The 23411-nt window shown below is 49.8% G+C and carries 20 protein-coding genes and 1 other annotated feature; all 20 genes read left to right on the forward strand.

Going from position 1 to position 23411, the window contains the following annotated elements; genetic code table 11:
• Positions 1-4 precede the first annotated feature (4 nt).
• The 20 genes from cobA to HI950_RS21805 all read left to right on the forward strand — a co-directional run bounded on the left by cobA (position 5) and on the right by HI950_RS21805 (position 23375).
• A complete protein-coding gene (gene cobA, locus HI950_RS21710; RefSeq protein ID WP_169082757.1) occupies positions 5-1558 on the forward strand; it encodes a uroporphyrinogen-III C-methyltransferase in 1554 nt (517 codons plus the stop codon).
• Between the two features lie 17 nt (positions 1559-1575).
• Positions 1576-2574: a porphobilinogen synthase gene (gene hemB / locus HI950_RS21715; RefSeq protein ID WP_169082756.1), complete on the forward strand. Its 999-nt coding sequence runs from the start codon at positions 1576-1578 to the stop codon at positions 2572-2574.
• A gap of 4 nt (positions 2575-2578) precedes the next feature.
• Entirely contained in the window at positions 2579-3880 is a 1302-nt protein-coding gene (gene hemL / locus HI950_RS21720) for a glutamate-1-semialdehyde 2,1-aminomutase (protein WP_169082755.1), read from the forward strand.
• A gap of 9 nt (positions 3881-3889) precedes the next feature.
• A complete protein-coding gene (locus tag HI950_RS21725) occupies positions 3890-4900 on the forward strand; it encodes an RluA family pseudouridine synthase (RefSeq protein ID WP_223285425.1) in 1011 nt (336 codons plus the stop codon).
• 86 nt (positions 4901-4986) lie between these two features.
• Positions 4987-6369 (forward strand): LysM peptidoglycan-binding domain-containing protein, encoded by a 1383-nt coding sequence (locus HI950_RS36795; protein ID WP_169082754.1) that lies wholly within the window; start codon positions 4987-4989, stop codon positions 6367-6369.
• A gap of 117 nt (positions 6370-6486) precedes the next feature.
• Positions 6487-6726 (forward strand) — a binding site (T-box leader).
• Between the two features lie 56 nt (positions 6727-6782).
• Complete coding sequence (locus HI950_RS21735; protein ID WP_169082753.1) at positions 6783-9425, forward strand: valine--tRNA ligase; 2643 nt, start codon at positions 6783-6785, stop codon at positions 9423-9425.
• Positions 9426-9456: 31 nt separating this feature from the next.
• On the forward strand, positions 9457-10842 hold the full coding sequence (locus HI950_RS21740; RefSeq protein WP_169082752.1) for a bifunctional folylpolyglutamate synthase/dihydrofolate synthase: 1386 nt from the start codon (positions 9457-9459) through the stop codon (positions 10840-10842).
• Positions 10843-10849: 7 nt separating this feature from the next.
• On the forward strand, positions 10850-12244 hold the full coding sequence (gene murC, locus HI950_RS21745; RefSeq protein WP_169082751.1) for a UDP-N-acetylmuramate--L-alanine ligase: 1395 nt from the start codon (positions 10850-10852) through the stop codon (positions 12242-12244).
• Between the two features lie 793 nt (positions 12245-13037).
• Positions 13038-14456, forward strand: coding sequence for an SPOR domain-containing protein (locus HI950_RS21750; RefSeq protein ID WP_169082750.1), 1419 nt, complete (start codon positions 13038-13040; stop codon positions 14454-14456).
• A 61-nt stretch (positions 14457-14517) separates the two neighbouring features.
• Complete coding sequence (locus HI950_RS21755; protein ID WP_169082749.1) at positions 14518-14760, forward strand: DUF4321 domain-containing protein; 243 nt, start codon at positions 14518-14520, stop codon at positions 14758-14760.
• A gap of 54 nt (positions 14761-14814) precedes the next feature.
• Entirely contained in the window at positions 14815-15444 is a 630-nt protein-coding gene (locus HI950_RS21760; protein WP_169082748.1) for a Maf family protein, read from the forward strand.
• A 95-nt stretch (positions 15445-15539) separates the two neighbouring features.
• Positions 15540-16229 (forward strand): RadC family protein, encoded by a 690-nt coding sequence (gene radC, locus HI950_RS21765; protein WP_169082747.1) that lies wholly within the window; start codon positions 15540-15542, stop codon positions 16227-16229.
• A 38-nt stretch (positions 16230-16267) separates the two neighbouring features.
• Positions 16268-17296 carry a rod shape-determining protein gene (locus HI950_RS21770; protein ID WP_169082746.1) on the forward strand — a complete coding sequence of 343 codons (1029 nt, stop codon included), beginning with the start codon at positions 16268-16270 and terminating at the stop codon, positions 17294-17296.
• A 37-nt stretch (positions 17297-17333) separates the two neighbouring features.
• Positions 17334-18218 (forward strand): rod shape-determining protein MreC, encoded by an 885-nt coding sequence (mreC, locus tag HI950_RS21775; protein WP_317618424.1) that lies wholly within the window; start codon positions 17334-17336, stop codon positions 18216-18218.
• Positions 18215-18739 (forward strand): rod shape-determining protein MreD, encoded by a 525-nt coding sequence (gene mreD / locus HI950_RS21780; RefSeq protein ID WP_169082745.1) that lies wholly within the window; start codon positions 18215-18217, stop codon positions 18737-18739. Before mreC ends, mreD begins: the two co-directional genes overlap by 4 nt.
• 65 nt (positions 18740-18804) lie before the next feature.
• A complete protein-coding gene (locus HI950_RS21785) occupies positions 18805-19470 on the forward strand; it encodes a septum site-determining protein MinC (protein WP_169082744.1) in 666 nt (221 codons plus the stop codon).
• A gap of 3 nt (positions 19471-19473) precedes the next feature.
• Positions 19474-20265: a septum site-determining protein MinD gene (gene minD / locus HI950_RS21790; protein ID WP_169082743.1), complete on the forward strand. Its 792-nt coding sequence runs from the start codon at positions 19474-19476 to the stop codon at positions 20263-20265.
• A gap of 7 nt (positions 20266-20272) precedes the next feature.
• Entirely contained in the window at positions 20273-21418 is a 1146-nt protein-coding gene (locus HI950_RS21795) for an FtsW/RodA/SpoVE family cell cycle protein (protein ID WP_169082742.1), read from the forward strand.
• A gap of 165 nt (positions 21419-21583) precedes the next feature.
• Entirely contained in the window at positions 21584-22501 is a 918-nt protein-coding gene (locus HI950_RS21800) for a M23 family metallopeptidase (protein WP_169082741.1), read from the forward strand.
• Complete coding sequence (locus HI950_RS21805) at positions 22494-23375, forward strand: M50 family metallopeptidase (protein ID WP_169082740.1); 882 nt, start codon at positions 22494-22496, stop codon at positions 23373-23375. Before HI950_RS21800 ends, HI950_RS21805 begins: the two co-directional genes overlap by 8 nt.
• Positions 23376-23411: the final 36 nt, after the last annotated feature.

The following is a 23411-nucleotide window of genomic DNA, read 5'->3' on the forward strand; positions in this document are numbered from 1 at the left end:
AGGCTTGGACAAGGGGAAGGTTTATTTGGTTGGCGCCGGACCGGGAGATCCGAAGCTGATTACTGTGCGCGGACTGGAATGCTTAGAGGAATGTGATGTAGTCGTATACGATCGTTTGGCAAGCCCGAGACTTCTTCGGCATTTGAAGCCGGGGACGGAGAGAATATACGTCGGCAAGCTGCCGGATCGCCATACGATGAAGCAGGAGGAAATCAATCAGCTGCTTGTTGATTTGGCGCTGCAGGGCAAGACGGTTACGCGCCTGAAGGGCGGCGATCCTACGATTTTTGGACGTGTTGGCGAAGAGGCGGAGCTGCTCTATGACAACGGAATAGCGTTCGAAATCGTACCTGGCATTACCTCGGCCATTGCCGTACCTGCTTATGCAGGCATTCCGGTCACACACCGTGATTTAGCCTCATCCTTATCCATCATTACAGGTCATGAAAGTCCGGACAAGCTTGATCGCTCCATTCATTGGGATAAAGTAACGAACGCAACGGGCACCCTTATTTTTCTTATGGGCGTTGCCAAGATCGGATATATAGCCGACCAGCTTATCAAGCACGGCAAGCCGCCAGAAACACCGGTGGCGCTCATACGCTGGGGAACGAGAGTCGAGCAGCGCACCGTCGTCGGCACGCTTGAGACGATCGAGACGATCGTTAAAGCGGCGAACTTCCAGCCTCCTGCCGTAATCGTCGTCGGCGAGGTGGTGCTGCAGCGCGAGAAGCTGAAATGGTATGAGAACAAGCCGCTGTTCGGCATGCGGGTCCTTGTTACGCGCGCTAGATCGCAAGCAAGCGAGCTTGCGGATCAGATTGAATTGCTGGGCGGAGAGCCTTGCGAATTTCCTGTCATTGAGACGGTAGAGCCCTCTGATCCGGCAGCTGTTCAGTCGCTGCGGGAGCAGCTTGAGCAAGCCGAGCATTATCAATGGCTTATGTTTACAAGCGTGAATGGCGTTGAATATTTTTTTGGATGGCTGCGTAAATTCCGCATTGATATGAGAAGATTTTTTGGCGCCAAAATCGCAGCGGTTGGTCCTAAGACGGCAGAGGCGCTCGTAAAGCGAGGCTTGGTGGTAGAGGAGCTGCCTGCCAAGTTCCATGCGGAAGGGCTGCTGGAGCAGCTTGCTCCGCAGTTAAAGGCTGGCGAGCGCGTGCTGCTGCCGCGGGGCGATCTCGCGCGTGAAGTACTGCCTCGCGAGCTGAAGGCTATGGGGCTGTTGCCAACGGAAATAGATGTGTACGAGACGGTGCTTGCGGATCAGCAGGACGAGCTGGCGCTTGAATGGATTCGCGAAAAGGAAATTCATTTGATCACGTTCACGAGCTCGTCTACCGTTACGAACCTGCTTGAAGTGTTAAGACGCAAAGGTGTGCCCAATCCCGTGGAGGTGCTGTCGGATATTCCGATTGCGAGCATTGGTCCGATTACAACGCAGACGGCAACTGAAGCAGGCTTGAAGGTCGCCATTGAGCCGACGGATTCGACGCTTGCTGGCTTGCTACAAGCCATTGCCGATTATCAGCAAAGCAACAAGCAACCACAGTGAGGAAGGAATGATTAGCAATGATTTTTCCACAAGTTAGAAATCGCAGATTGCGCAGAACGGCCGCTCTTCGGAGCATGGTAAGGGAAACCGTTCTAAGCGTGAATGATTTTATATATCCGATCTTCGTTACCCACGGCCAAAATGTAAGAAATGAAATTCCGTCGATGCCGGGGATCTATCATTTATCCATGGATCTTCTGGAGCAAGAAATTCGCGAGGTTGTTGCGCTGGGCATTCAATCGGTGCTGTTATTCGGAATTCCTGAGACTAAAGATGCGATCGGCACGTCAGCCTATGACGCGAACGGCATCGTTCAGCAAGCGATTCGCGCCGTCAAGGAATGGGCGCCAGAGCTTGTTGTCATTGCGGATACCTGCCTATGCCAATTCACCGATCACGGCCATTGCGGCGTTGTGCATGTCCACGAGGGTACAGGCGTTGCAGAGATCGATAATGACTCCTCCTTGGATTTGCTCATACAGACAGCCGTGTCGCAAGCGGAGGCAGGAGCAGACATTATCGCTCCTTCGAATATGATGGATGGCTTCGTGCTCGCCATTCGAGAAGGGCTGGACGAGGCTGGCTATAGCGATATTCCGATTCTTTCGTACTCAGTGAAATTTGCCTCTGCTTACTATGGTCCATTCCGTGATGCGGTTCATTCCGCGCCGCAATTCGGCGACCGGAAGACGTATCAAATGGACCCGGCGAATGTGCGCGAGGCGCTGCGTGAAGCGGAATCGGACATTGCCGAGGGCGCAGATATGCTTATGGTAAAGCCTGCGCTTGCTTATCTAGACATCCTGCGCTTGCTGAAGGATAAATACAATCTGCCGGTAGCCGCGTATAACGTGAGCGCCGAATACTCGATGGTGAAGGCAGCTGCTGCCAATGGTTGGATTAATGAGCAAGCGATCGTGCTTGAAACCTTAACGGGAATGAAGCGCGCGGGCGCTGATCTGATTATAACGTACCACGCAAAGGATGCGGCTCGTTGGTTAAGAGGAGAGGGGTAAGCAGATGAGTGATCAGTCGAACGTTAGAAATGACGCACGCTCGGTAGCTGCGTTCGCAAGAGCGAAGAAGGTTATACCAGGCGGAGTGAACAGTCCGGTTAGAGCGTTCAAGTCAGTTGGCTTAAATCCTGTATATATGGAGCGGGGAGAAGGCAGCCGCATTTATGATATCGACGGCAACAGCTATATTGATTACGTAGCTTCATGGGGACCGCTCATTATGGGGCATGCCCACCCCGAGGTCATTGAGGCGATTAAACGGACGGCGGAGAAAGGGACGAGCTTTGGCGCCCCTACCGAGCTGGAGACGTTGATGGCGGAGCTTGTCTGTGAACGGGTTCCTTCGGTTGACGTTGTCCGTATGGTGAACTCCGGTACGGAAGCGACGATGAGCGCATTGCGCCTTGCACGGGGATACACGAAGCGTAACAAAATTTTGAAATTCGTGGGCTCGTATCATGGCCATGCCGACAGCTTGCTGATTAAAGCAGGCTCTGGCGTAGCGACATTAGGCCTGCCTGACAGTCCAGGCGTGCCTGAGCATGTGGCTACACACACCATTACGGTGCCTTATAACGATATTGAATCCGTGAAGCTTGCGTTCGAGAATTTCGGCGAGGAAATCGCATGCGTCATCGTTGAGCCGGTTGCCGGCAATATGGGCGTCGTACCGCCGCTTCCCGGTTTTCTGCAAGGACTTCGCGATGTGACGACGCAGTACGGCACTGTGCTTATTTTCGACGAGGTTATGACGGGCTTCCGCGTGGGCTACAGCTGTGCGCAGGGGCTTTATGACATTAAGCCGGATCTAACATGCTTCGGCAAAGTGATCGGCGGCGGACTGCCGGTTGGCGCATATGGCGGCAAGCGCGAGCTCATGGAGCTGATTGCGCCAAGCGGGCCGATTTACCAAGCCGGAACGTTGTCAGGCAATCCGCTTGCAATGGCCGCAGGCTACACGACGCTGAAGCTGCTTACGCCTGAGGTTTATGAGCAGCTAGAGCGCCAAGCCGTCAGACTACAGCTCGGCTTTGAGGCGAATGCTCGCAAGCACGGTATCGCAAGCACGATCAATCGGGTTGGTTCAATGGTTTGTCCTTTCTTTACCGATACGTTCGTCATTAACTACGAAACGGCTAAAACATCCGATCTTGAACGGTTTAAGACGTATTTTGCATCGATGCTTGATTTAGGAGTAAGCGTAGCACCTTCTCAATTTGAGGGAATGTTCGTTTCCGCGGTTCATACAAATGAGGATATTGACGCAACAATCGAAGCGCATGATATTGCGTTTAGCCGTCTGTAGGAGGAAAATATGATGATCAATGGGCAAGTAAAGCGGAACGGCCAGTGGCTGGAGCTTGATTGGCTGGCTTTAGGCGATAGTTCCGCTTACACATCCGTTGATCCCAATTCGGAAAAAGATCCGGCCAATACGCCGGAGCTTGCACAGCCGCGGGCTGGCAGCCATCCGCATGTTGTGCGGCAGTGGCTGCTGGCCCGTTCTTTTTTTCCGCAGAAGTGGATCAACAGGCTCTTTTCAATTGGAGGCATCCAGTGGAATGGGGATAAGCTTCAGCTTTTGGCTTTTCCGGCTATAGACCCAAAGGAGGATGCGCTATATCGCAAAGCTTCTATGCCATCTTATGTGGAGGCACCCGCCGTTTTATACGAGGATGATTTTTGCTTGGTGCTTCACAAGCCTGCGGGGATGGCCGTGCATGAAGCGGTTGCCGGGCAGACCGGCACGCTGGATGAAGCGGCGGCTAGACATTTGCTGAGCCAGGGTGATCCGCTCACCGTCCGGCACATCCACAGACTCGATGACGATACTTCCGGTCCAGTGCTCTATGCCAAAAACGATTTGGCACAGTGGAAGCTGGATGAGGCTATGCGTGCCAAGGCGATTGACAGGCAGTATATCGCTGTTGTGCATGGACGATTAGCCAAGCCATCCGGGACGATCAACCTTCCGATTGGGAAGGATCGCCATCATCGCGCGAAACGGCGTGTATCAGAGAGCGGCGAGCAAGCCGTTACGCACTACGAGACGATTGATGCAAGCTCGCAGCTGTCGCTTTTACGAGTGAAGCTGGAGACAGGACGAACCCATCAAATACGCGTTCATATGAGCTATATCGGACATTCGCTCGTAGGGGACGGCTTGTATGGTGGCGATGCGCGTCTGCTCGGTCATCAAGCGCTTCATGGGGAGAAGCTCGTTTTTCCGCATCCTTGGACCGATTCGCTTGTTGAAGCTGTCGCCCCCTGGCCGCAGTGGCTCGTACAGCTTTCAGAAAACATACATTCCCGTTCAAAAAGATAGTCATGCTCCTGCCTAACATCCCATATAGATAAGTAGTGAATGTAACGTTAGCCCAAGCATTCAGTATGAGAGGGGAGGACTTAGGCGTGTCGGATCAAACGAACGGATTACGCTTTGACGTGTATGAGCGCGTCCATTTGCCCGATGATGTAGCGGCAATTGACGAGCTGGAGGAAATTGAGCTTGTTCCCCGCATCCAGGTTATCGACCAGGGGGATCACGCCGTACTTCGAGGACAGCTGCTTCTGAGCGGAATTTATAGGAGTCAAAATGATTCCGAAAATTCGTTGACGCTTGAGCACTGGATACCCGTCGAAATAACGCTGCCGATGAATCGCATTTCTCGGCTGGACGATATTTCGATTGAAATCGATAATTTTGATGTCGACTTATTGTCTGCCCGCACATTAAACATTACAGGTGTCCTTTCTCTAAGAGGCATTTCCGCTCAGCCTGTACAGGAGCAAGAGGAGCTCTGGCGGGAAGAGCCGTTCACGGTTGTCCATCAGAGGGAAGCTTACGAGGAGCGCGCCGTGGAGTTTTTAAACAGCCAGTATCCTGCTAACGAGCTGCCGTACATACCGGAGCAAAATGATTTTGCTGCGCAAGAGGAATTCTCTTTCCAGCAGCGGCCGGAAGTGTCGGATGAAACGGTTGATTCAATGGAATCGATTGCATCGAATGCATCGAATGAAACGATTGAAACGATTGAAACGATTGAAACGATTGAAACGAATGATTCGCAGCCTACGGTTATGATCTCATCGGTATCGTACGATACAGGATGGTCGTCCTCGCAGCTGTTCCCGAGCTCAACGCAGCAAGCCGAGGAGCAGGAGGAATTCCAGGAGGAAGAACGGGAAATCACGTTATCCTCCCAGCAAACGAGCCATGAGGGCTGGCTTGCGAATTCCGAATCGTATGCGAATTTCCCAACAAGCGCTGAGCAGGAGCAATCGCCCTTCCAGAGCGCGCAGCCGGCCCTCGAGCAGGAACGCAATGAGTTTGAAGCACAGGAGCCGTCTTTCATTATTCCAGATGCTTTGCCGCCGCAGAGGCAGGATTCCGATCAGGAAAAACAGGAGCTTCGCATCGCAGTTGGAGGCAAGCAGCCTCAGCCTCAAGATGGAAGCGGATCGCCGCCTGATGTGGGCATTCTTACGCTGCTTCAGACTAGCAGGCGGGAGCAAGCAGCCCGTCAGGCAGCTGAAGAGGTAGTCGCTCAGCAGCGAGCGGATGAGGTAGCGAGAGTACAAGCATCGGGCGATGAGATCGAATGGAAAAACTTATTTCTCGGCAAACGTTCGGAGGATACGGAATTCCGTAAAATTCGGATGTGCATCGTGCAGCGGGACGAGACGCTCGACGTTATTGCCTCGCGTTACAGCTTGAACCCAAGAGAAATCATCATTTATAACCGATTGGATGATTCCAGCGTGTCTGAAGGACAACTAATCTACATTCCATGATGGTTAAGATGACAAAAATGCCCCTATTGCTCATTATTTTGAGCAATAGGGGCATTTGTTATGGAAGTTTGGTTGACTCAGAGGTACAACAAAGGTATGATTAAACATATATGCGTTATAACGACGTTGAAGGGGAATAGTATGCAGCAAAGCCTTCAGAGAGTGGAACCGTTACGCTGAGAGGTTCTGCAGGAAGTGACTGCTACGAGTCGCCCCGGAGTTGCCTGAGTCAAGGAAGAGCAACCTGTGCTCTACCGAAGTCAGGCCGGCCGCAGCCGTTATCTGTTTGAGTGTCATGCGATCTTGTTCGCATGGAACAAAGGTGGTACCACGGAAGCTAAACCTTTCGTCCTTTATGATAAGGGCGGAAGGTTTTTTTGTTTTTGTAGATCGATTTATGGAGGATGGAACGAATGTCAGAAAATCAAACGACAACTGCAATGCCGACAACCTATGATCCGAAGGCAGCCGAGCAGAAATGGTACGATTACTGGATGCAGGGCCAATTTTTCGAGGCGGGCAAACGCCCGGACGCAAAGCCATATACAATTGTGATCCCGCCTCCAAACGTGACCGGAATGCTTCATATCGGGCATGCGTTAGATTTTACGCTACAGGATATTTTGATCAGAACAAAGCGTATGCAGGGATATGATGCGCTTTGGCTCCCAGGTTCAGACCATGCGGGCATTGCAACTCAGACAAGAGTGGAGCAAAAGCTGCGTGAGCAAGGAATCTCCCGCTACGACCTCGGCCGGGAAGCTTTCCTCGAAAAGGTATGGGAGTGGAAGGAAGAGTATGCGAATACGATTCGCGAGCAATGGGCGAAAATGGGTCTTTCTCTTGATTATTCGAGAGAGCGGTTCACGCTGGATGAAGGGCTGTCCAAAGCGGTTCGCGAAGTATTTGTTCGTCTCTACGAGAAGGGGCTTATCTACCGCGGCAAAAAAATCATTAACTGGGACCCTGCCGCACGTACGGCGCTATCCGATATTGAGGTAGAGCATAAAGAAGTTAACGGCCACTTGTACCATTTACAATATCCGCTTAAGGACGGCTCCGGCTTCATAACGGTAGCAACGACTCGTCCCGAGACGATGCTGGGCGATTCGGCGGTAGCCGTTCATCCCGAGGATGATCGCTATAAGCATCTGATCGGTCAACTGATTGTGCTTCCGATTGTCGGCCGCGAAATTCCGATCATTGCGGATGAATACGTGGACAAGGAATTTGGCTCAGGCGCTGTAAAAATAACGCCGGCGCATGATCCGAACGACTTCGAGGTTGGCGAGCGTCACAGCCTGCCGCAAATTATCGTCATGGACGAGACAGGCACGATGAATGCCGAAGCTGGCCCTTATCAAGGTCTCGATCGCTTCGATTGCCGCAAACAGCTAGTGAAGGACTTGCAAGAGCAAGGCGTTTGCATTGAAATAGAGGATCATGTTCACCAAGTAGGGCACAGCGAACGCAGCGGAGCTGTTGTAGAGCCATACCTGTCCACGCAATGGTTCGTTGCGATGAAGCCGCTTGCTGAAGCGGCAATTGCGGCGCAAAAGGCAGGCAAAGGCGTTAACTTCGTACCTGAACGGTTCGAGAAAATTTATTTGCATTGGATCGAGAACGTTCGCGACTGGTGTATTTCCAGACAGCTTTGGTGGGGCCACCGCATTCCGGCATGGTATGACGAAGCGACAGGCGAGATGCATGTATCCCGCGAGGATATGGCAGGAGACCACCTGAGTCAAGACAACGACGTGCTAGATACTTGGTTCAGCTCTGCGCTTTGGCCGTTCTCAACGCTCGGCTGGCCGGATCAAACCGAGGATCTGAAGCGTTTCTATCCGACGGACGTGCTCGTTACGGGCTACGATATCATTTACTTCTGGGTTGCGCGGATGATCTTTACGGCGCTTGAATTTACGGAGCAGTCTCCATTTAAGGATGTGTTGATCCACGGCCTTGTTCGCGACTCCGAAGGACAAAAAATGTCCAAGTCGAAGGGCAACGGCGTCGATCCGCTTGAGGTGATCGAGAAATACGGCGCGGATGCGATGCGCTATATGATCTCTACTAGCAGCACGCCTGGACAGGATTTGCGCTTCCGCTGGGAGAAGGTAGAGCAGGCGCGCAACTTCGCGAATAAAATTTGGAATGCATCGCGCTTTGCGCTTATGAATTTGGAAGGCGTGGAAGCGAAGGACATCGATATTACCGTTAGTTTGGGTACGGCTGACCGCTGGATTTTGCATCGCTTGAATGAAACGGTTCGCGATGTAACCCGTCTAATCGACAGCTACGAGTTCGGTGAAACCGGACGTTTATTAAATAACTTCATTTGGGATGATCTGTGCGACTGGTACATCGAGTTCGCAAAGCTTAGCCTGTACAATACGGATGAAGCAGCGAAAAAGGCTACTCAATCCGTTCTGGCCTATGTACTTGACCGGACACAGCGTCTGATCCACCCATTCATGCCATACATCAGCGAAGAGATCTGGCAGCATTTGCCGCATGAAGGCGAGACGATTACTCTTGCTGAATGGCCGGTATATGACAAAGCGCTTGAAGCGCCTGATGCAGTCAAAGAGATGGAGCTGCTCATGGAAATGATCCGTGCGGTACGCAATATCCGTGCGGAAGTGAACGTGCCGATGAGCAAAAAGATTGAAATGCTGATCAAGCCGTCAGGCGAGGCAGAAGCAGCGATCTTGTCGCGCAACGAAGAATTCATCAAACGTTTCTGCGGCACGTCCATGCTTGAGACGGGCTTGCATATCAGCGCGCCTGACAAAGCAATGTCGGCTATCATAACGGGAGCAGAGCTTTATTTGCCGCTTGCTGGCTTGATCGATATCGCGCAGGAAATTGCAAGGCTGGAAAAGGAACATCAGCATTTAAATACCGAGGTGGAGCGGGTTGAGAAGAAGCTCGGCAATGAGGGCTTCGTAGCGAAAGCGCCAGCTAAGGTTATTGAAGAGGAACGCGCCAAAATGAACGATTATGCAGACAAACGCGATAAAGTGCTAGCTAGAATTGCGGAATTGCGCGGATAACGCTGCAAAAACGGAAGAAGGTTCGAATAGTATGATTGAGCATAATGCAGAGCAGCGGCGAGGAGAGCCGCTGCAATCCTATAAAGAAGCGGTAGACTGGATTACAGGGCTCATTCCATTTGGCATTCGTCCCGGTCTTGATCGGGTCGAAAAGCTAATGGAGCTGCTGGACAATCCGCATCGGAGATTGAAGTTTATTCATATTGCCGGAACGAACGGCAAAGGATCAACTTCCGCTTATTTAACAAGCGTAATTCTTCGTGCCGGATATGATGTAGGAACCTTTACGTCGCCGTATATAACGAAATTCACGAATCGGTTTCAGTATAACGGTGTCGACATCGAAGAGGAGACGCTTCTAAGGCTGGCCAACGATCTCAAGCCTCATGTCGAAGCAATCGCAGAGACAGAGCTTGGTTCGCCGACGATGTTTGAGGTATCTACTGCGCTTGCCATCCTTTTTTACGCGAAGGTTACTTATCCTGACTATGTGGTGTGGGAGACGGGGCTTGGCGGAAGGCTTGACGTAACGAATATTGTACATCCCGTCGTTTCAGTCATTACGAATATCGGCCACGATCATATGGACCGGCTTGGCGACACGATCGCTGCCGTCGCAAGCGAGAAGGCCGGCATTATTAAAGCCGGAATTCCGGTTGTCAGTGCGGTAACGCAGCCTGAAGCGGTAGAGGTGATCAAGCGGATCGCGGCCGAGAAGCAAAGCACGCTTTATTTGCTTGGTGAGCAGTTCCATGAAACGGCGCTTTCGGTTCGAGAGGATGAGCAAACCTTCTCCTTTACGAATTTGTTTAGGAGCATCGATCCGCTTACGATTACGCTTAATGGGGCACATCAACGCACGAACGCGGCTGTCGCGGTCATGACGCTTGAGGTGCTGCGCCAATACAATGCGCTTGTGGTTGAGGATGACATTTTGGCGGAAGGGCTGCGGGCTGCCGCTTGGCCGGGACGTCTAGAGATGGTTTCACAGAAACCACGGATTCTAATCGATGGCGCACACAATCCGGAAGGTGCAGAGTCGCTTGCAGATGCTCTAAAAAACACCTATAAGTATGATCGTTTGCATCTTATGATGGGTATGCTGGAGAATAAGAATCATCAGGATGTTCTTAAGCATATACTACCAATAGTGGATACGCTTATTGTGACCGAGCCTGATTTTCGGATGAAAAAAGAAGCTCCCGCCTTGGCTGAATTAGTACAAGAAATGCGGGAACAACAGCCTGATAAGTACTCTTTCGAGCTGGTAGTAGAACAGAATTGGCAACATGCATTACAAAAACTACAACAGTTAACCGGGGAAACAGACCTTGGGGTCGTGACAGGTACGCTTTATTTAATAGCTGACGTTCGCTCCCGCATCTTGTATAACTCGGATTCTGAAAAAGGTTGGTGAACCGTCTTTGAATACGGCAGAACACGTTCATTTCATCGGAATCGGCGGTTACGGAATGAGTGCCATTGCCCGCGTTATGCTGGAAATGGGCTATAAAGTGACTGGATCCGATGTCGCACGTCAAGAATTAACAGAGAAGCTTGCTGCAAATGGTGCCAGCATCTATATCGGTCATCAGCCGGAAAATGTAAAGGGAGCGGATCTGGTCGTTTACTCGACGGCGCTTTCTAGGGATAATGTGGAACGGAAGGCAGCGGAGGAGCTGAACATTCCGGTTTTGCATCGTTCGCAAATGTTGGCTAGATTGATGAACGCGGGCAAAGGAATCGCAGTCGCCGGCGCTCATGGCAAGACGACGACCTCTTCCATGATCGCGCTTGTTATGGAAAATTGCGACGCGGACCCTACCTATATTATCGGCGGCGAGATCGTTAATGTAGGCACTAACGCCAAGGCGGGTAAAGGCGAGTATGTTGTTGCGGAAGCGGATGAGAGTGACGGGTCGTTCCTGCATTACCACCCAACGCTAGCTATCGTAACGAATATCGAGCCGGACCATCTTGAAAACTATGACGGCGATTTCGGCAAGCTGAAGGCTGCCTACGTACAATTTTTGCAGCAGGTGAAAGACGGCGGGAAGGCAATTGTTTGCGCGGATGACGAGACGGTTAACGAACTGATACCGCAGGTTTATAAGGGCAATATCGATTCATCGCAGCTTGTCACCTACGGCATTGACGGCGAGGCAGACTACAAAGCTCAAAATATCGTGCTTGGAGATCGCAAGGTATCCTTCACGATGACGCATAACGGAGAAGCGCTTGGAGATGTGGAGCTTTCTGTTCCGGGGCTTCATAATGTTTATAACGCGATGGCAACGGTCATTACTTGCCTTGAAGCGGGCTTGTCCTTCGACAAAATCGCGGTAGCGATTCAAGCCTTCAGAGGCGCTAAACGCCGCTTTCAGGTGCTTGGAGAAGTCAATGATATTTTGGTCATCGACGACTATGCCCATCATCCGACGGAGATCAGAGCGACGATCAGCGCAGCCAAAGCGACTGGCAAACGCATAATTGCGGTTTTCCAGCCGCAGCGCTACACGCGGACGTTTTTCTTGTTCGAGCAGTTTAGCCGAGCGTTTCCTGAGGCTGATGAGGTAATCATCACCGATATTTATTCACCTGCAGGCGAGCTGGAAATCGAAGGAGTAAACTCGCATAAGCTGGTTGAGCTGATCAAAAGCAACAGCAACGCGAACACTGAGTATTTTCCAACGAAAGAGGAAGTGCTCGAATATTTGACTGAACGGGTTGCCCCAGGCGATCTTGTCATAACAATGGGAGCAGGCGACATTTGGAAGGTAGCGGATTCGCTGGCCAAATCGTTGAAAGCAGCCCACTAATTACAAAATGCGCGTTGGTTCCATTTGTGGAATCAACGCGCATTTTTTAGTTTTGCGTATTGGATGCTAGACCGCTCAATACTTTTTCGCTTTCCCCAACATATCACTATTGTTGCTGAGGCTATAGACTAAATTTAGAAATACCAATAGTAGACTCTAGGATTCTCTATTGCGTAGATACGCGTAATACATTGCACTTTGTACAATAGAAATCTGACATGACACTCGGAGAGAATAGCTACACTGTATAAAGTGCAACAGAAGTTCGAAAGCATCCCAAATCTCAGGAGGTGAAATCATAAATAAATTATCCATTATATGTATTTAATCCGATATTTCCCTTATCCACTAAAACTCTTGACTCTGACTCAGAAAAAGCAGCTAAGGTAAGTTTCTTCGTTTATCGCACAATCCCGTGGAACCGTGCGGTTACATTATACGCAACATAAGCAACATCCCCCCTAGTTAGTCATGTATAAGAAACCGTTCGTCGAGTGAGCAAGCATCCAGCATGTCCCGCAGGGACGAAAGCGATCGACCATAAACGCAGCTATTAAGCGTCTCTCGAGCTCCCACGTTAGTCCAGTTGCGGGTGTTCAGAGGGTGCAACCCTTTTGGGGCCCTCCCTTGGAAGGGAGGGTTTGGGTGGGTTCGAAAGCCTTTAAGAAGGACTGGATAAAAATTTCTTTGAAGGCCAGGTAGTCATCCCAGACATCCCTCGAAGCGTCCCGGTCTAAATCTCTTAAAAGTCTCATAGATTATTACTAGATGAACGGGACAAGGAGTGGATGATATGAATCAAAAAAACCGAATCACCTATCGTTTTGACCGCAATGGACAGTCCATTAACAATGAAAACCGCAGCACTGACGAACACTATGATGCTCCATCGAATAGCGTTTCCTCCCAAATGAATGAGAATAATGCCAATAAACAGGCTAAAAAGAACGTTATACCGCTTTATCCATATACAGAGCAGCAAGCCAGCAGCGAAATCAACCCTTGGAACAGCCCGTTCCAAGAGGATATAAGCGCTTTGGAGCAGCTAATAAGAGACTCCGACACGAAGCCTATGCCTGCTGCTGCTCCGACCCAAGCACCCTTGCAAAAGGAGAAAAAGGAAAAGCTTAAAGTGTCAAAGCCAGTTGTCCTGGCAGCTCCAATTCAGCAGGAAGACGATGATGACATTGAGGAACGCCATTTTAAAGCGGAGACCGTTCATGGTCCGATTCATTCTTATGAGGATGAGCTTGTATATGATGAGCCAAGAAGAAATAAGCAGCAATATACGCGAATGAAACGGAAGACTGGAACGCCTTCCTGGTTTAATGTGTTTTTGTCGGTTGCGGCAGCGCTCGCTACAGGAGCGTTGTTCGGTTATTTGCTGTTGTCATTGTTTACGGGGGCAAGCATTTGGCCTGGAGGCGCAGATGAAACGCCGCAAACGCAGCCAGTAACGGGCAATGAAATAATCGGCGAAACAAGCGGAGGCAAAGCAGGGAATGCACCCAATACAGGTGAAGGCGCACAGACGGAAACCGACAATGACTCGGCAGCAAAACCGGATCCGAATGCGGCGATGGTTAGCCTTGAAGGGCTGGATCAAACGTATTTTATGCTGCAGTTTGGCGTTTTCAGCAATACGGAAGGCAAGGACGCCGCACTGGCTCAACTGGCGGAGAAAGGGCTTGCTGGCGCGGCGCTGACAAGCGCTGCTGATTACCGCGTGTATGCTGGAATGGGCGGTGACCGAGCCAAGGCACAGACGATCCGCGGGCAGATGGCGGATATGGATCTGTACATCAAGGAAGTAAGTATAACAGCTCCTAGTAAATTGCCTTTTAAAGGTGAGCAAGCCTCAGCGCAAGCCTTCTTCACAAAGACAAGAGAAATCGTCCAAATGTTGGATGAATTGACAATCGCGCAGCTGGAGCAGCCTTCGTTGTCCCCGCTTAGTGAAGCTGCTGCGGCATCCTGGCAGACCGAGCATCAAAAATGGACTAAAAATGCAGCAACGATGCGAATAGGTATAGAGGATGCGGCAGGAAAAGCCTATCTCGATAAGGTCATTCAAGCGATCAATACGGCTGCAAAATCGATGGTTGAGTACGATAAAAAGCCTTCTCGGGCCTATTTATGGTCGACTCAAACGCAGCTTATGAAGGCGATCATTTCCCAAAAAGAATGGTTTGAGTCCATCAGCGCATTGTAAACGAATAGGTTCATGCGTATAATGGACGTAGATGTCATTTCATGGCGAGAGGCGTTGAAAGATGAAGAAAAACGGCTGGTTTCTTCTCATTTTTATCATTATTGGCTTGCTAGCCGGCGCGTTGGTGTCGAGGTGGCTGGCACCAGTCTCAGGCATCTCTTTTTTGACGAAACCGATTGAAGCTACATGGTCTCCAGCTATCGATCTATATGTGCTCAGCTTCAACCTATCGCTGCATCTTCAAATCAGTATGTTCAGTTTGATTGGAGCTGCTCTCGCGATTTGGCTGTACCGCAAAATGTAGAGCGTGGGCGAAAGAAAAACGGAGGCAAGTACGAAGGAGCGCAGCAATTATTTTATGGAATCTAAACTATCACGCAACGAAGCGATAAGCCAGCTTGTGCTGGCCTCTTCGTCACCGCGCCGGAAGGAACTGGTCGCATCGCTGGACCTTTCTTTGCCGGTTTATATTTTGTCTACAGATACGGATGAATCGATTGAGGCCCACTGGTCGCCGGAGCAAGTTGTAGAACAGCTCAGCCTGCGCAAAGCGAATGCGGCATTGGATCTGCTGCAACAAAAGCAAGCCGTTGAGACGTCTCTAATTATTGGCGCTGACACGATTGTCGTCCTTGATGGAGATGTGCTGGGCAAGCCTGTTGACGATGATGAGGCGAAGGCTATGCTGAGAAGGCTTCAAGGACGTGCTCATGAAGTGTATACAGGCATCGCTTGCGTGCTCTCATCGAGTGGGGAAGCACAGCTTGCACATCGTATGACCAAGGTGAAGATGAAGCCGCTGAGCGAGGAACAGATTGCAAGGTACGTCGCTACCGGCGAGCCGCGAGACAAAGCAGGCTCTTACGGCATTCAAGGACTAGGATCAACGCTTGTTGACGAAATCGAGGGCTGTTACTTTAATGTTGTCGGTTTACCGCTGTCGCTGCTATCGGACATGCTGGCTACTTATGACATTGCTGTTTTTTAAAACGTAGGCGCAAAATATTCGATCGGATTATTTTTCATGAATTAGGCAGTATATGATTGAACCTTATTTTTTTAGAAAAAAGGCGGGGTTGGGACATGGAATCGCATTCTATGATTTTGCGTGAAGTCCCCCATGAGGAACGTCCAAGAGAGCGCATGATGAAATATGGGGCAGAAGCACTTAGCCATGCCGAATTGCTTGCCATCCTGCTGCGAACAGGCACTCAGCGGCAATCCGCTGTGCATCTGGCGGGTACGATACTCAAGCAATGCGGCAGCTTGCGTAATTTGATGGACATGAGTATGGAAGAGTTGACGGCTATTCGAGGAATAGGCCCTGCCAAAGCGCTGCAGCTTCGCGCAGGCATCGAGCTTGGGAGGCGAATTACCCGCAGTAGGCTTGGCGATACGGTTACCGTTAAGAGGCCGCAGGATGCCGCGGACTATGTGATGGAGGAGCTCCGGTATTTGAAGAAGGAGCACTTCGTATGTTTGTTTTTGAACACGAAAAATCATATTATTGCCCGCGAAACCTTATCGGTAGGAACACTTAACGCGTCGCTGGTACATCCTCGCGAAGTATTTCGTGCAGCCATTCAGCGCAGCAGCGCATCTATCATCTGTGTTCATAATCACCCTAGCGGCGATCCCACCCCAAGTCCAGAGGACATTGCATTAACGGAGCGTTTGGCAGAAGCCGGACAGCTAGTCGGAATAGAATTGCTAGACCATTTAGTTATCGGAGACGGACGGTTCGTTAGTTTGAAGGAACAAGGCTACATGTAATATAATAAAGTGATTGGCAATTAGAAGGGAGCAACAACATGTTTGGTGGTTTTTCGAAAGATTTGGGTATTGACTTAGGCACAGCGAATACGCTCGTATTCGTCAAGGGAAAAGGAATTGTAGTAAGGGAGCCGTCTGTGGTGGCCCTTCGTACGGATACAAAAACAATCGAAGCAGTTGGCGAGCAAGCCAAAAAAATGATCGGCAGAACGCCAGGCAATATTCGTGCTGTTCGTCCTATGAAGGATGGCGTTATCGCCGATTTCGAAACGACGGCAACGATGATCAAATATTTCATTCGCCAAGCGCAAAAGCAGCGCTCATTATTCCCGCGCCATCCAAATGTTATGGTTTGCGTGCCCTCAGGCATTACAGCGGTTGAGAAACGCGCGGTAGAGGATGCGACAAAGCAAGCTGGAGCACGCGAGGCCTATACGATTGAAGAACCGTTTGCAGCAGCCATTGGCGCTGATTTGCCCGTTTGGGAGCCGACAGGCAGCATGGTTGTTGATATCGGCGGCGGAACGACGGAGGTTGCAGTCATCTCGCTCGGCGGCATCGTTACCGCACGCTCTATTCGAGTGGCTGGCGATGAAATGGATGAAGCGGTTACCCAGTATATTAAACGTCAATACAATCTCATGATTGGCGAGCGGACAGCGGAGCAGCTGAAAATGGAAATCGGATCAGCGCTTCCATTTGATAAACCAGAAACGATTGAAATTCGCGGACGCGATCTCGTATCTGGCTTGCCTAAGACGCTTGCGATCACTTCTGACGAAATTACGGAAGCATTGGCAGACACGGTGAATGCGATTGTTGACGCCGTTAAAGTAACGCTGGAGAAATGCCCGCCGGAGCTTTCTGCCGATATTATGGATAGGGGCATCGTCCTCACAGGCGGCGGCGCTTTGCTACGCAACTTGGACAAGCTGCTGCAGCGCGAGACTGGCATGCCGGTCATCGTTGCGGATAACCCGCTTGATTGCGTGGCGATCGGCACAGGCCGCTCATTGGACAATATCCATTTATTCAAGGCAAGAAGTTCATCTCGTTCAAGACGCTAGAAAACGTTTATTGGGGAAACGGATATGAAATGGGCAGGTGATCGAGCTGTTAAAGCTGATGCGAAATAAGCGTATGTTTATGCTTATGATCGGGTTTATTTTGTTTATAGCGGTCATCGGCTTTTCACTGAGTGATCGCAAGGAATTGTCTTGGCCGGAGAAATTTCTAAAGGATACAACAGCATACGTGCAGCAATGGTTTTACAAGCCCGCTGGTTCTATAGCGGGCTTCTTTGAGGATATTCGCAATCTTCGCACGATCTATGAAGAGAATGAGCAGCTCCGCATTACAGCGGCTGCTTATGCTCGGGATAAGATCAAATACAACTTCATCGAGAATGAAAATAAAAGATATAAAGAAGAGCTTTTATTCACGCAGCAACAGAAGGAAATGTATAATTATAATTATTTAATCGCTCAGGTTATATCCGTCAGTAACGATGCCAACAATCGGACGCTAACCATTAATTTAGGATCCAAAAGCGGCATTAAGCCGAATATGGCAGTTACGACCGTACAGGGCCTAGTTGGACTTGTAAGCTCAGTAACGCCTTACACGGCAGCAGTAACGCCGATTACAGAGCTAGATGAGGCATCGCCAACCTTCAATTCCATCGCGGTTACGATTATGGGGCGAGAGGATGACTCATTCGGCATACTTAGCAGCTACAATAAAGAAACGGCCAGAGCGGTCATGTCCAAAATCGCTGAGAAAGATAAAATGGACATACGGGATACGGTCATTACATCAGGCAACGGCAATGTTTATCCAAGAGGACTCGTTGTCGGAACGGTAGAATCGAAGCAGCTTGGCGATTTTGGCCTTACCTATACGGCATCGGTTGAGCTCTCAGCCAAATTTGACCATTTGACTGAGGTGTTTGTCGTTCAAGTTCCTGAAACGGAGGATGCCGAGCAATGAGTATGAACCGAATCATCCTGCTTATGGTTCTTCTGTTCATTTTGGAGGGAGCCGTAATGCCATGGATCATTCCTGCCGGCCTCGGCCATCGGATCATTCCTCACTTCGTATTTGTCATCGTCATTTTCTCTGGACTCTACAGCAGACGACATTTAGCGCTCCTGCTCGGAGCAAGCTTTGGCATGCTGCAGGACGTTGTCTATTTTGGCCATTTGCTCGGCATAAATGCTTTCGTTATGGGTTTGATGGGTTATTTTACGGGCGTCCTGCTGGAACGCCGCCGTTCAACGATCATGATGGCGATATCGATTATCGGTTTTGCTTGCATCTTATATGACAGTGTCATTTATTTTATTTACAAGGTGTTTCGAATTACGAACGAGAGCTACGCATGGGCACTTATCGATTACATCCTTCCTAGTTTATTTCTTCAGCTGGTGTTTGCCCTCGCATGCTACGTGCCTGCCAGAAAGTTGTTTGAAGGCCAGTCGAAAGTGAAATCGGAGAAGGATGAGGAATAAAATAATGGCGCAGGCAGGAATTTGTTAGGCGGAGCAAGAATGCAATAGGTTGGGGAGGGACGAACGTGACCGATAAGCAGCATATTATAATTAAGGGCGTAAAAGAAGGTCTCGTGTTCCTTCTCGACGATAAATGTGAATTTGCGACGCTTTTGGATGAACTGCAGTACAAGCTGGAAAAAACGCATCAGCAGCTGCTCACAGGCCCGCTTGTTCACGTTCAGGTAAAGCTGGGTGCGAGGCAAGTAACGGATGACGACAAGGATCGAATCAAAAATGTCATAAGGTCGCAAGGGAATTTAATGGTGCAGTCCGTTGAATCCGAAGCGCCTAAGACCGATTCACAGCAAGGGCAGCAGCCTAATCTGCAAGTGCTCACGTCTATTGTTCGCTCAGGCCAAACCTACGAGCATGATGGCGATTTACTTTTAATCGGCGATTTGAATCCAGGCGGTACTTTAATATGTACGGGCGATATATATGTGCTGGGAGCTTTGCGCGGCACTGCTCATGCGGGTGTAGGCGGGCGGACCGATGTGATCATTGCAACTTCGCTCATGCGGCCAACTCAGCTTCGCATTGCTGACGTTATCAGCAGACCGCCAGAGGAATGGATGACCGGCGATGCATCAATGGAATTCGCCTTCTTAAGCGAAGGCCGAATGCAAATCGATAAGCTAGCGCAATTATTCCGCATACGGCATAATCCTATAATGTTTAAAGGAGTGTAGAACATGGGAGAAGCGATTGTTGTGACATCAGGTAAAGGCGGCGTCGGCAAGACGACCACCTCGGCAAACCTGGGTACCGCGCTAGCTTTGCTTGGCAAGAAGGTATGCATGGTCGATACAGATATCGGACTTCGCAATCTAGATGTGGTCATGGGATTGGAAAATCGGATCATTTATGATTTGGTAGACGTTGCCGAAGGGCGCTGCCGTTTGAATCAAGCGCTCGTGAAGGACAAGCGCTTCGATGAGCTATATATGCTGCCAGCCGCACAGACAAAGGATAAGGATTCCGTTACGCCCGAGCAGGTTCGCAATATGATTTTGGAACTCAAGAAGGAGCATGACTACGTTATTATAGACTGCCCCGCAGGAATCGAGCATGGCTTTCGCAACGCGATTGCGGGCGCTGACCGGGCTATCGTCATTACGACGCCGGAGAATGCGGCAGTTCGTGACGCTGACCGTGTCATTGGCTTGCTTGAGCAAGAGAAAATTCCGAGCAAGCTTATCATCAACCGGATTCGTCAAAATATGATGAAAAACGGCGAAATGCTCGATATTGATGAAATTTGCCAAGTTCTAGCTGTTGATCTTGTTGGGATTGTGCCAGATGATGAGAAAGTAATTTCTGCTGCAAACAGCGGAGAGCCGACGGTTATGAATCCGGCTTCGCGCGCCGCTATCGCCTATCGAAACATTGCGCGCCGAATTCTCGGCGACATGGTTCCGCTCATGCTTCTCGATGAGAAGGCGGGAGCATTCAAGCGTTTCCGTAAGTTCCTTGGAATAGGATGATTACAACTTGCTTAACAAATTAAAAAAGCTGGACTGGGGAATTTTAATTATCCTTATATTCCTCATGATTATCAGCACTATTGTTATCCATAGCGCTACTGCAAATTTTCCGAAATACTCGGGGTCCGACACAAAACAACTCTTGTTTTACGGCATCGGCTTCTTCGTCGCAATCGCAGCAACCTTGTTTGATTACCGAATTGTGCTGAAGAGCTGGTACGTTCTTTACGGAGTGGGCATTGCCATGTTGATTCTCGTTTATTTTTTTGGCGCGGTCATCAATGGCGCGAGAGGCTGGTTCCAATTGGGGAGCATGTCGTTTCAGCCAGCGGAAATCGTCAAAATCATACTCATCATCGGAATCGCCCATTTAATGGGACGGCGTCAAGGGGATCGGTTGACGCTTACGCAGGATTTGCTCCCTATAGCCACTTTCTCTTTTTTGCCTTTCATGCTCGTTATGATTCAGCCTGACCTAGGAAATGCAATCATTTACCTCGTTATCGTGCTAGGGATGCTTTGGATCGGGAATGTGAAATATTCGCATGTCATTGCAGGCCTCGGAGTCGTTGTTGTAGGATTAGTTCTGTTCGTATCTCTATTCAACACATTCAATCAGGAAATCTATGATTACTTGGACAAGCATGAAATGGGACACTGGCATAAGCGGATCAATACGTTTATCAACCCGGATCAAGCAAAAGCCGATGATAAGCATCAGTCGGAAAATGCGCAAATTGCCATTGGCTCCGGCGGCTTGAACGGCGACGGCTATATGCAAGGCGATATGAAAAATCGCGGCTTTATCCCTTATCCATACTCTGACTCGATTTTTGTCGTTATTGGTGAGGAGTTTGGCTTCCAAGGAGCGGCCATCTTGCTGCTGCTGTATTTCTTGCTTATCTATCGCATGATCATCATAGCTTTCAAATGCTATGATTTACGAGCCTCATTTATCGTTATCGGAATCGTGTCTATGTATGTGTTCCAGGTGTTCCAAAACATCGGAATGATGATAGGGATTATGCCAATTACGGGGATTACATTACCTTTTATCAGCTATGGAGGGACTTCTCTCCTGCTCAATATGCTGTCCATCGGGCTCGTATTCAGCATTAAGGCGCATCAAGAAAAGTATGAGCTGGCCGACTAAATGTAAATTCAGCGATAAAGCTGCTTCTAGGACGAAAGTCATCCGAATGAGGGTGGCTTTTTTTTTATGAAAATCATCCTCGCATACTTGTCTCACCCCCCACATATCCATGTATAAAGGAACAAGCTGTCGCATGCGACGATGGAAGCGGGGGAGGAACAAGAGATGCAAATGAAGGATAATGAGAAGCAGGGCAAAAAGCAGAAAACAAAAAGCTTGCTGGATCGGCAAGCGACAGCAAATCCAATCAAAGACAGTGATCAAGGCGTGCATGTTCCTTATAACCATGAATATTTTTATCATGACGATAGGGAAGAAATAGAGCTTGATCCCGAGGTCGTATGGAAAACCAATCCAAACCCTTGGGCAAGCTGGAATGAGGACAAGGGCTTTAGCAATAAGAGAAGCTATGTCAAAGGGCCTGATCTTACCGATAAAATAGATCCGCGGTACGTACGGAGCAGGCATCCTTTTCGTAGGGAGCTGAAATGGAAGTTTGTTATCGCATTATTGTTGTTTGGAGCGATATGGGCGATGTTCCGATATGATACGGAGTATACGCTTAAGGGACAAGCATTGGTGAAGCAGGCATTAACGGACGAGATCGATTTTGCCGCTGCCGCCGCTTGGTATAAGGAAACCTTTGCAGGCGCTCCATCTTTTATTCCTATATTTGAGGACAAGACACCGGATGCGGTTGGCGCGGACGGAACCGTTAAGCTGCCCGTGGTGACGCCGCTGCAAGGAGGCTCGCTAGTGCGAACTTTTGCAGAGCTTCTGAACGGCATAGAGCTGGCGGGGAAATCAGAGGAGCAGGTCGTGGCTGCGGAGACAGGCAGAGTACTGCTTTTAACGGATCAGAACGAGAAAGGCTCGACAGTCATTATCCAGCATGCGAATAAGCGCGTGACGATCTACGGTTTGCTTGGAAAGACAGACGTACAAGTGAATGACTGGGTTGAAGCGGGTGATCCAATTGGCAATTTGCTGAAGGCGGAAGGCACGCAGCCGAGCTTGCTTTATTTTGCGGTGAAGCAAAACGATCTGTACATCGATCCTGTGGGTGTGATACCGATTGATTAAATGGAAGGGCATTCTATGGTCGATCCATCCGCTCTTTGTCATCATTATGCTTGGGTCGGTCATGACAGGCTATTTTGCCGAGCTAATTACTTTGTTTTTACTCGTGCTGGTGCATGAGATCGGCCATGTTGTCATGGCGCTCAGCTTCGGCTGGACTGTCAGAGAAGTTAAGTTGCTTCCGTTTGGCGGGGTTGTAGAGGTCGATGAAGCGGGCGGCGTTCCCGCGAAAGAAGAAGCTATCGTAGCGATAGCAGGTCCTCTGCAAAATGTATGGATGGGGCTTGCTGCATGGGGCTGTGGACAGCTGGGGCTATGGGACCAAGGGTGGGCGGAGTATGTGTGGAAGGCGAACCTGATGATCGGCTTGTTCAACCTGCTGCCTATTCATCCGCTTGACGGCGGCAAGCTGCTGCAGGCTGCTTTAAGCTATACCGTCAATTACTACAAAATGCTCATCTGGTCAGCCCGAATCAGCTTGTTGTTTAGCGCAATCATGATTATCAGCTCACTGCTCCCCTGGCTTGTCTATAAGGATGGCATCCAGCTCAATCTGCTGATCGTCGGTTTATTCCTTGTGATGAATAATTGGACGTATTATCGGAACGTTCCCTTTTTATTTTATCGCTTTCTAATGTATCGCGACCGTGTATCGGTGCAAGCGATGACGAGGGGGCATATTGCGAGTCCGATTATCGTTAATGGGAGGCAGTCGATTTTGTCCGTTGCCAGATTGTTCCGAAGGGAGCAATACCATCTCATTTATATGGTAGAGGCGTCCAGCAAGGAGGTTAAGGTGCTGCCGGAGCAGAAAATTGTCGAAGGCTGCTTGTCGGAAAATAATCCCAATCGTGCAGTATCGGAACTTTTCAGTTAAAATAGATGAAAAGCGTACTGGCAGGTGATTATTCGG

Origin of the sequence: Paenibacillus sp. PL91 (assembly GCF_012935325.2) — a bacterium.
Taxonomy (GTDB): domain Bacteria; phylum Bacillota; class Bacilli; order Paenibacillales; family Paenibacillaceae; genus Pristimantibacillus.

Coding starts and splice junctions, on each gene's coding strand:
- HI950_RS21755 (WP_169082749.1), top strand. CDS start 14,518: ATGAAGAAAAACGGCTGGTTTCTTCTCATTTTTATCATTATTGGCTTG.
- HI950_RS21750 (WP_169082750.1), top strand. CDS start 13,038: ATGAATCAAAAAAACCGAATCACCTATCGTTTTGACCGCAATGGACAG.
- HI950_RS21740 (WP_169082752.1), top strand. CDS start 9,457: ATGATTGAGCATAATGCAGAGCAGCGGCGAGGAGAGCCGCTGCAATCC.
- minD (WP_169082743.1), top strand. CDS start 19,474: ATGGGAGAAGCGATTGTTGTGACATCAGGTAAAGGCGGCGTCGGCAAG.
- HI950_RS21770 (WP_169082746.1), top strand. CDS start 16,268: ATGTTTGGTGGTTTTTCGAAAGATTTGGGTATTGACTTAGGCACAGCG.
- HI950_RS21725 (WP_223285425.1), top strand. CDS start 3,890: ATGATGATCAATGGGCAAGTAAAGCGGAACGGCCAGTGGCTGGAGCTT.
- HI950_RS21760 (WP_169082748.1), top strand. CDS start 14,815: ATGGAATCTAAACTATCACGCAACGAAGCGATAAGCCAGCTTGTGCTG.
- hemL (WP_169082755.1), top strand. CDS start 2,579: ATGAGTGATCAGTCGAACGTTAGAAATGACGCACGCTCGGTAGCTGCG.
- HI950_RS21800 (WP_169082741.1), top strand. CDS start 21,584: ATGCAAATGAAGGATAATGAGAAGCAGGGCAAAAAGCAGAAAACAAAA.
- radC (WP_169082747.1), top strand. CDS start 15,540: ATGGAATCGCATTCTATGATTTTGCGTGAAGTCCCCCATGAGGAACGT.
- mreD (WP_169082745.1), top strand. CDS start 18,215: ATGAGTATGAACCGAATCATCCTGCTTATGGTTCTTCTGTTCATTTTG.
- HI950_RS21735 (WP_169082753.1), top strand. CDS start 6,783: ATGTCAGAAAATCAAACGACAACTGCAATGCCGACAACCTATGATCCG.
- hemB (WP_169082756.1), top strand. CDS start 1,576: ATGATTTTTCCACAAGTTAGAAATCGCAGATTGCGCAGAACGGCCGCT.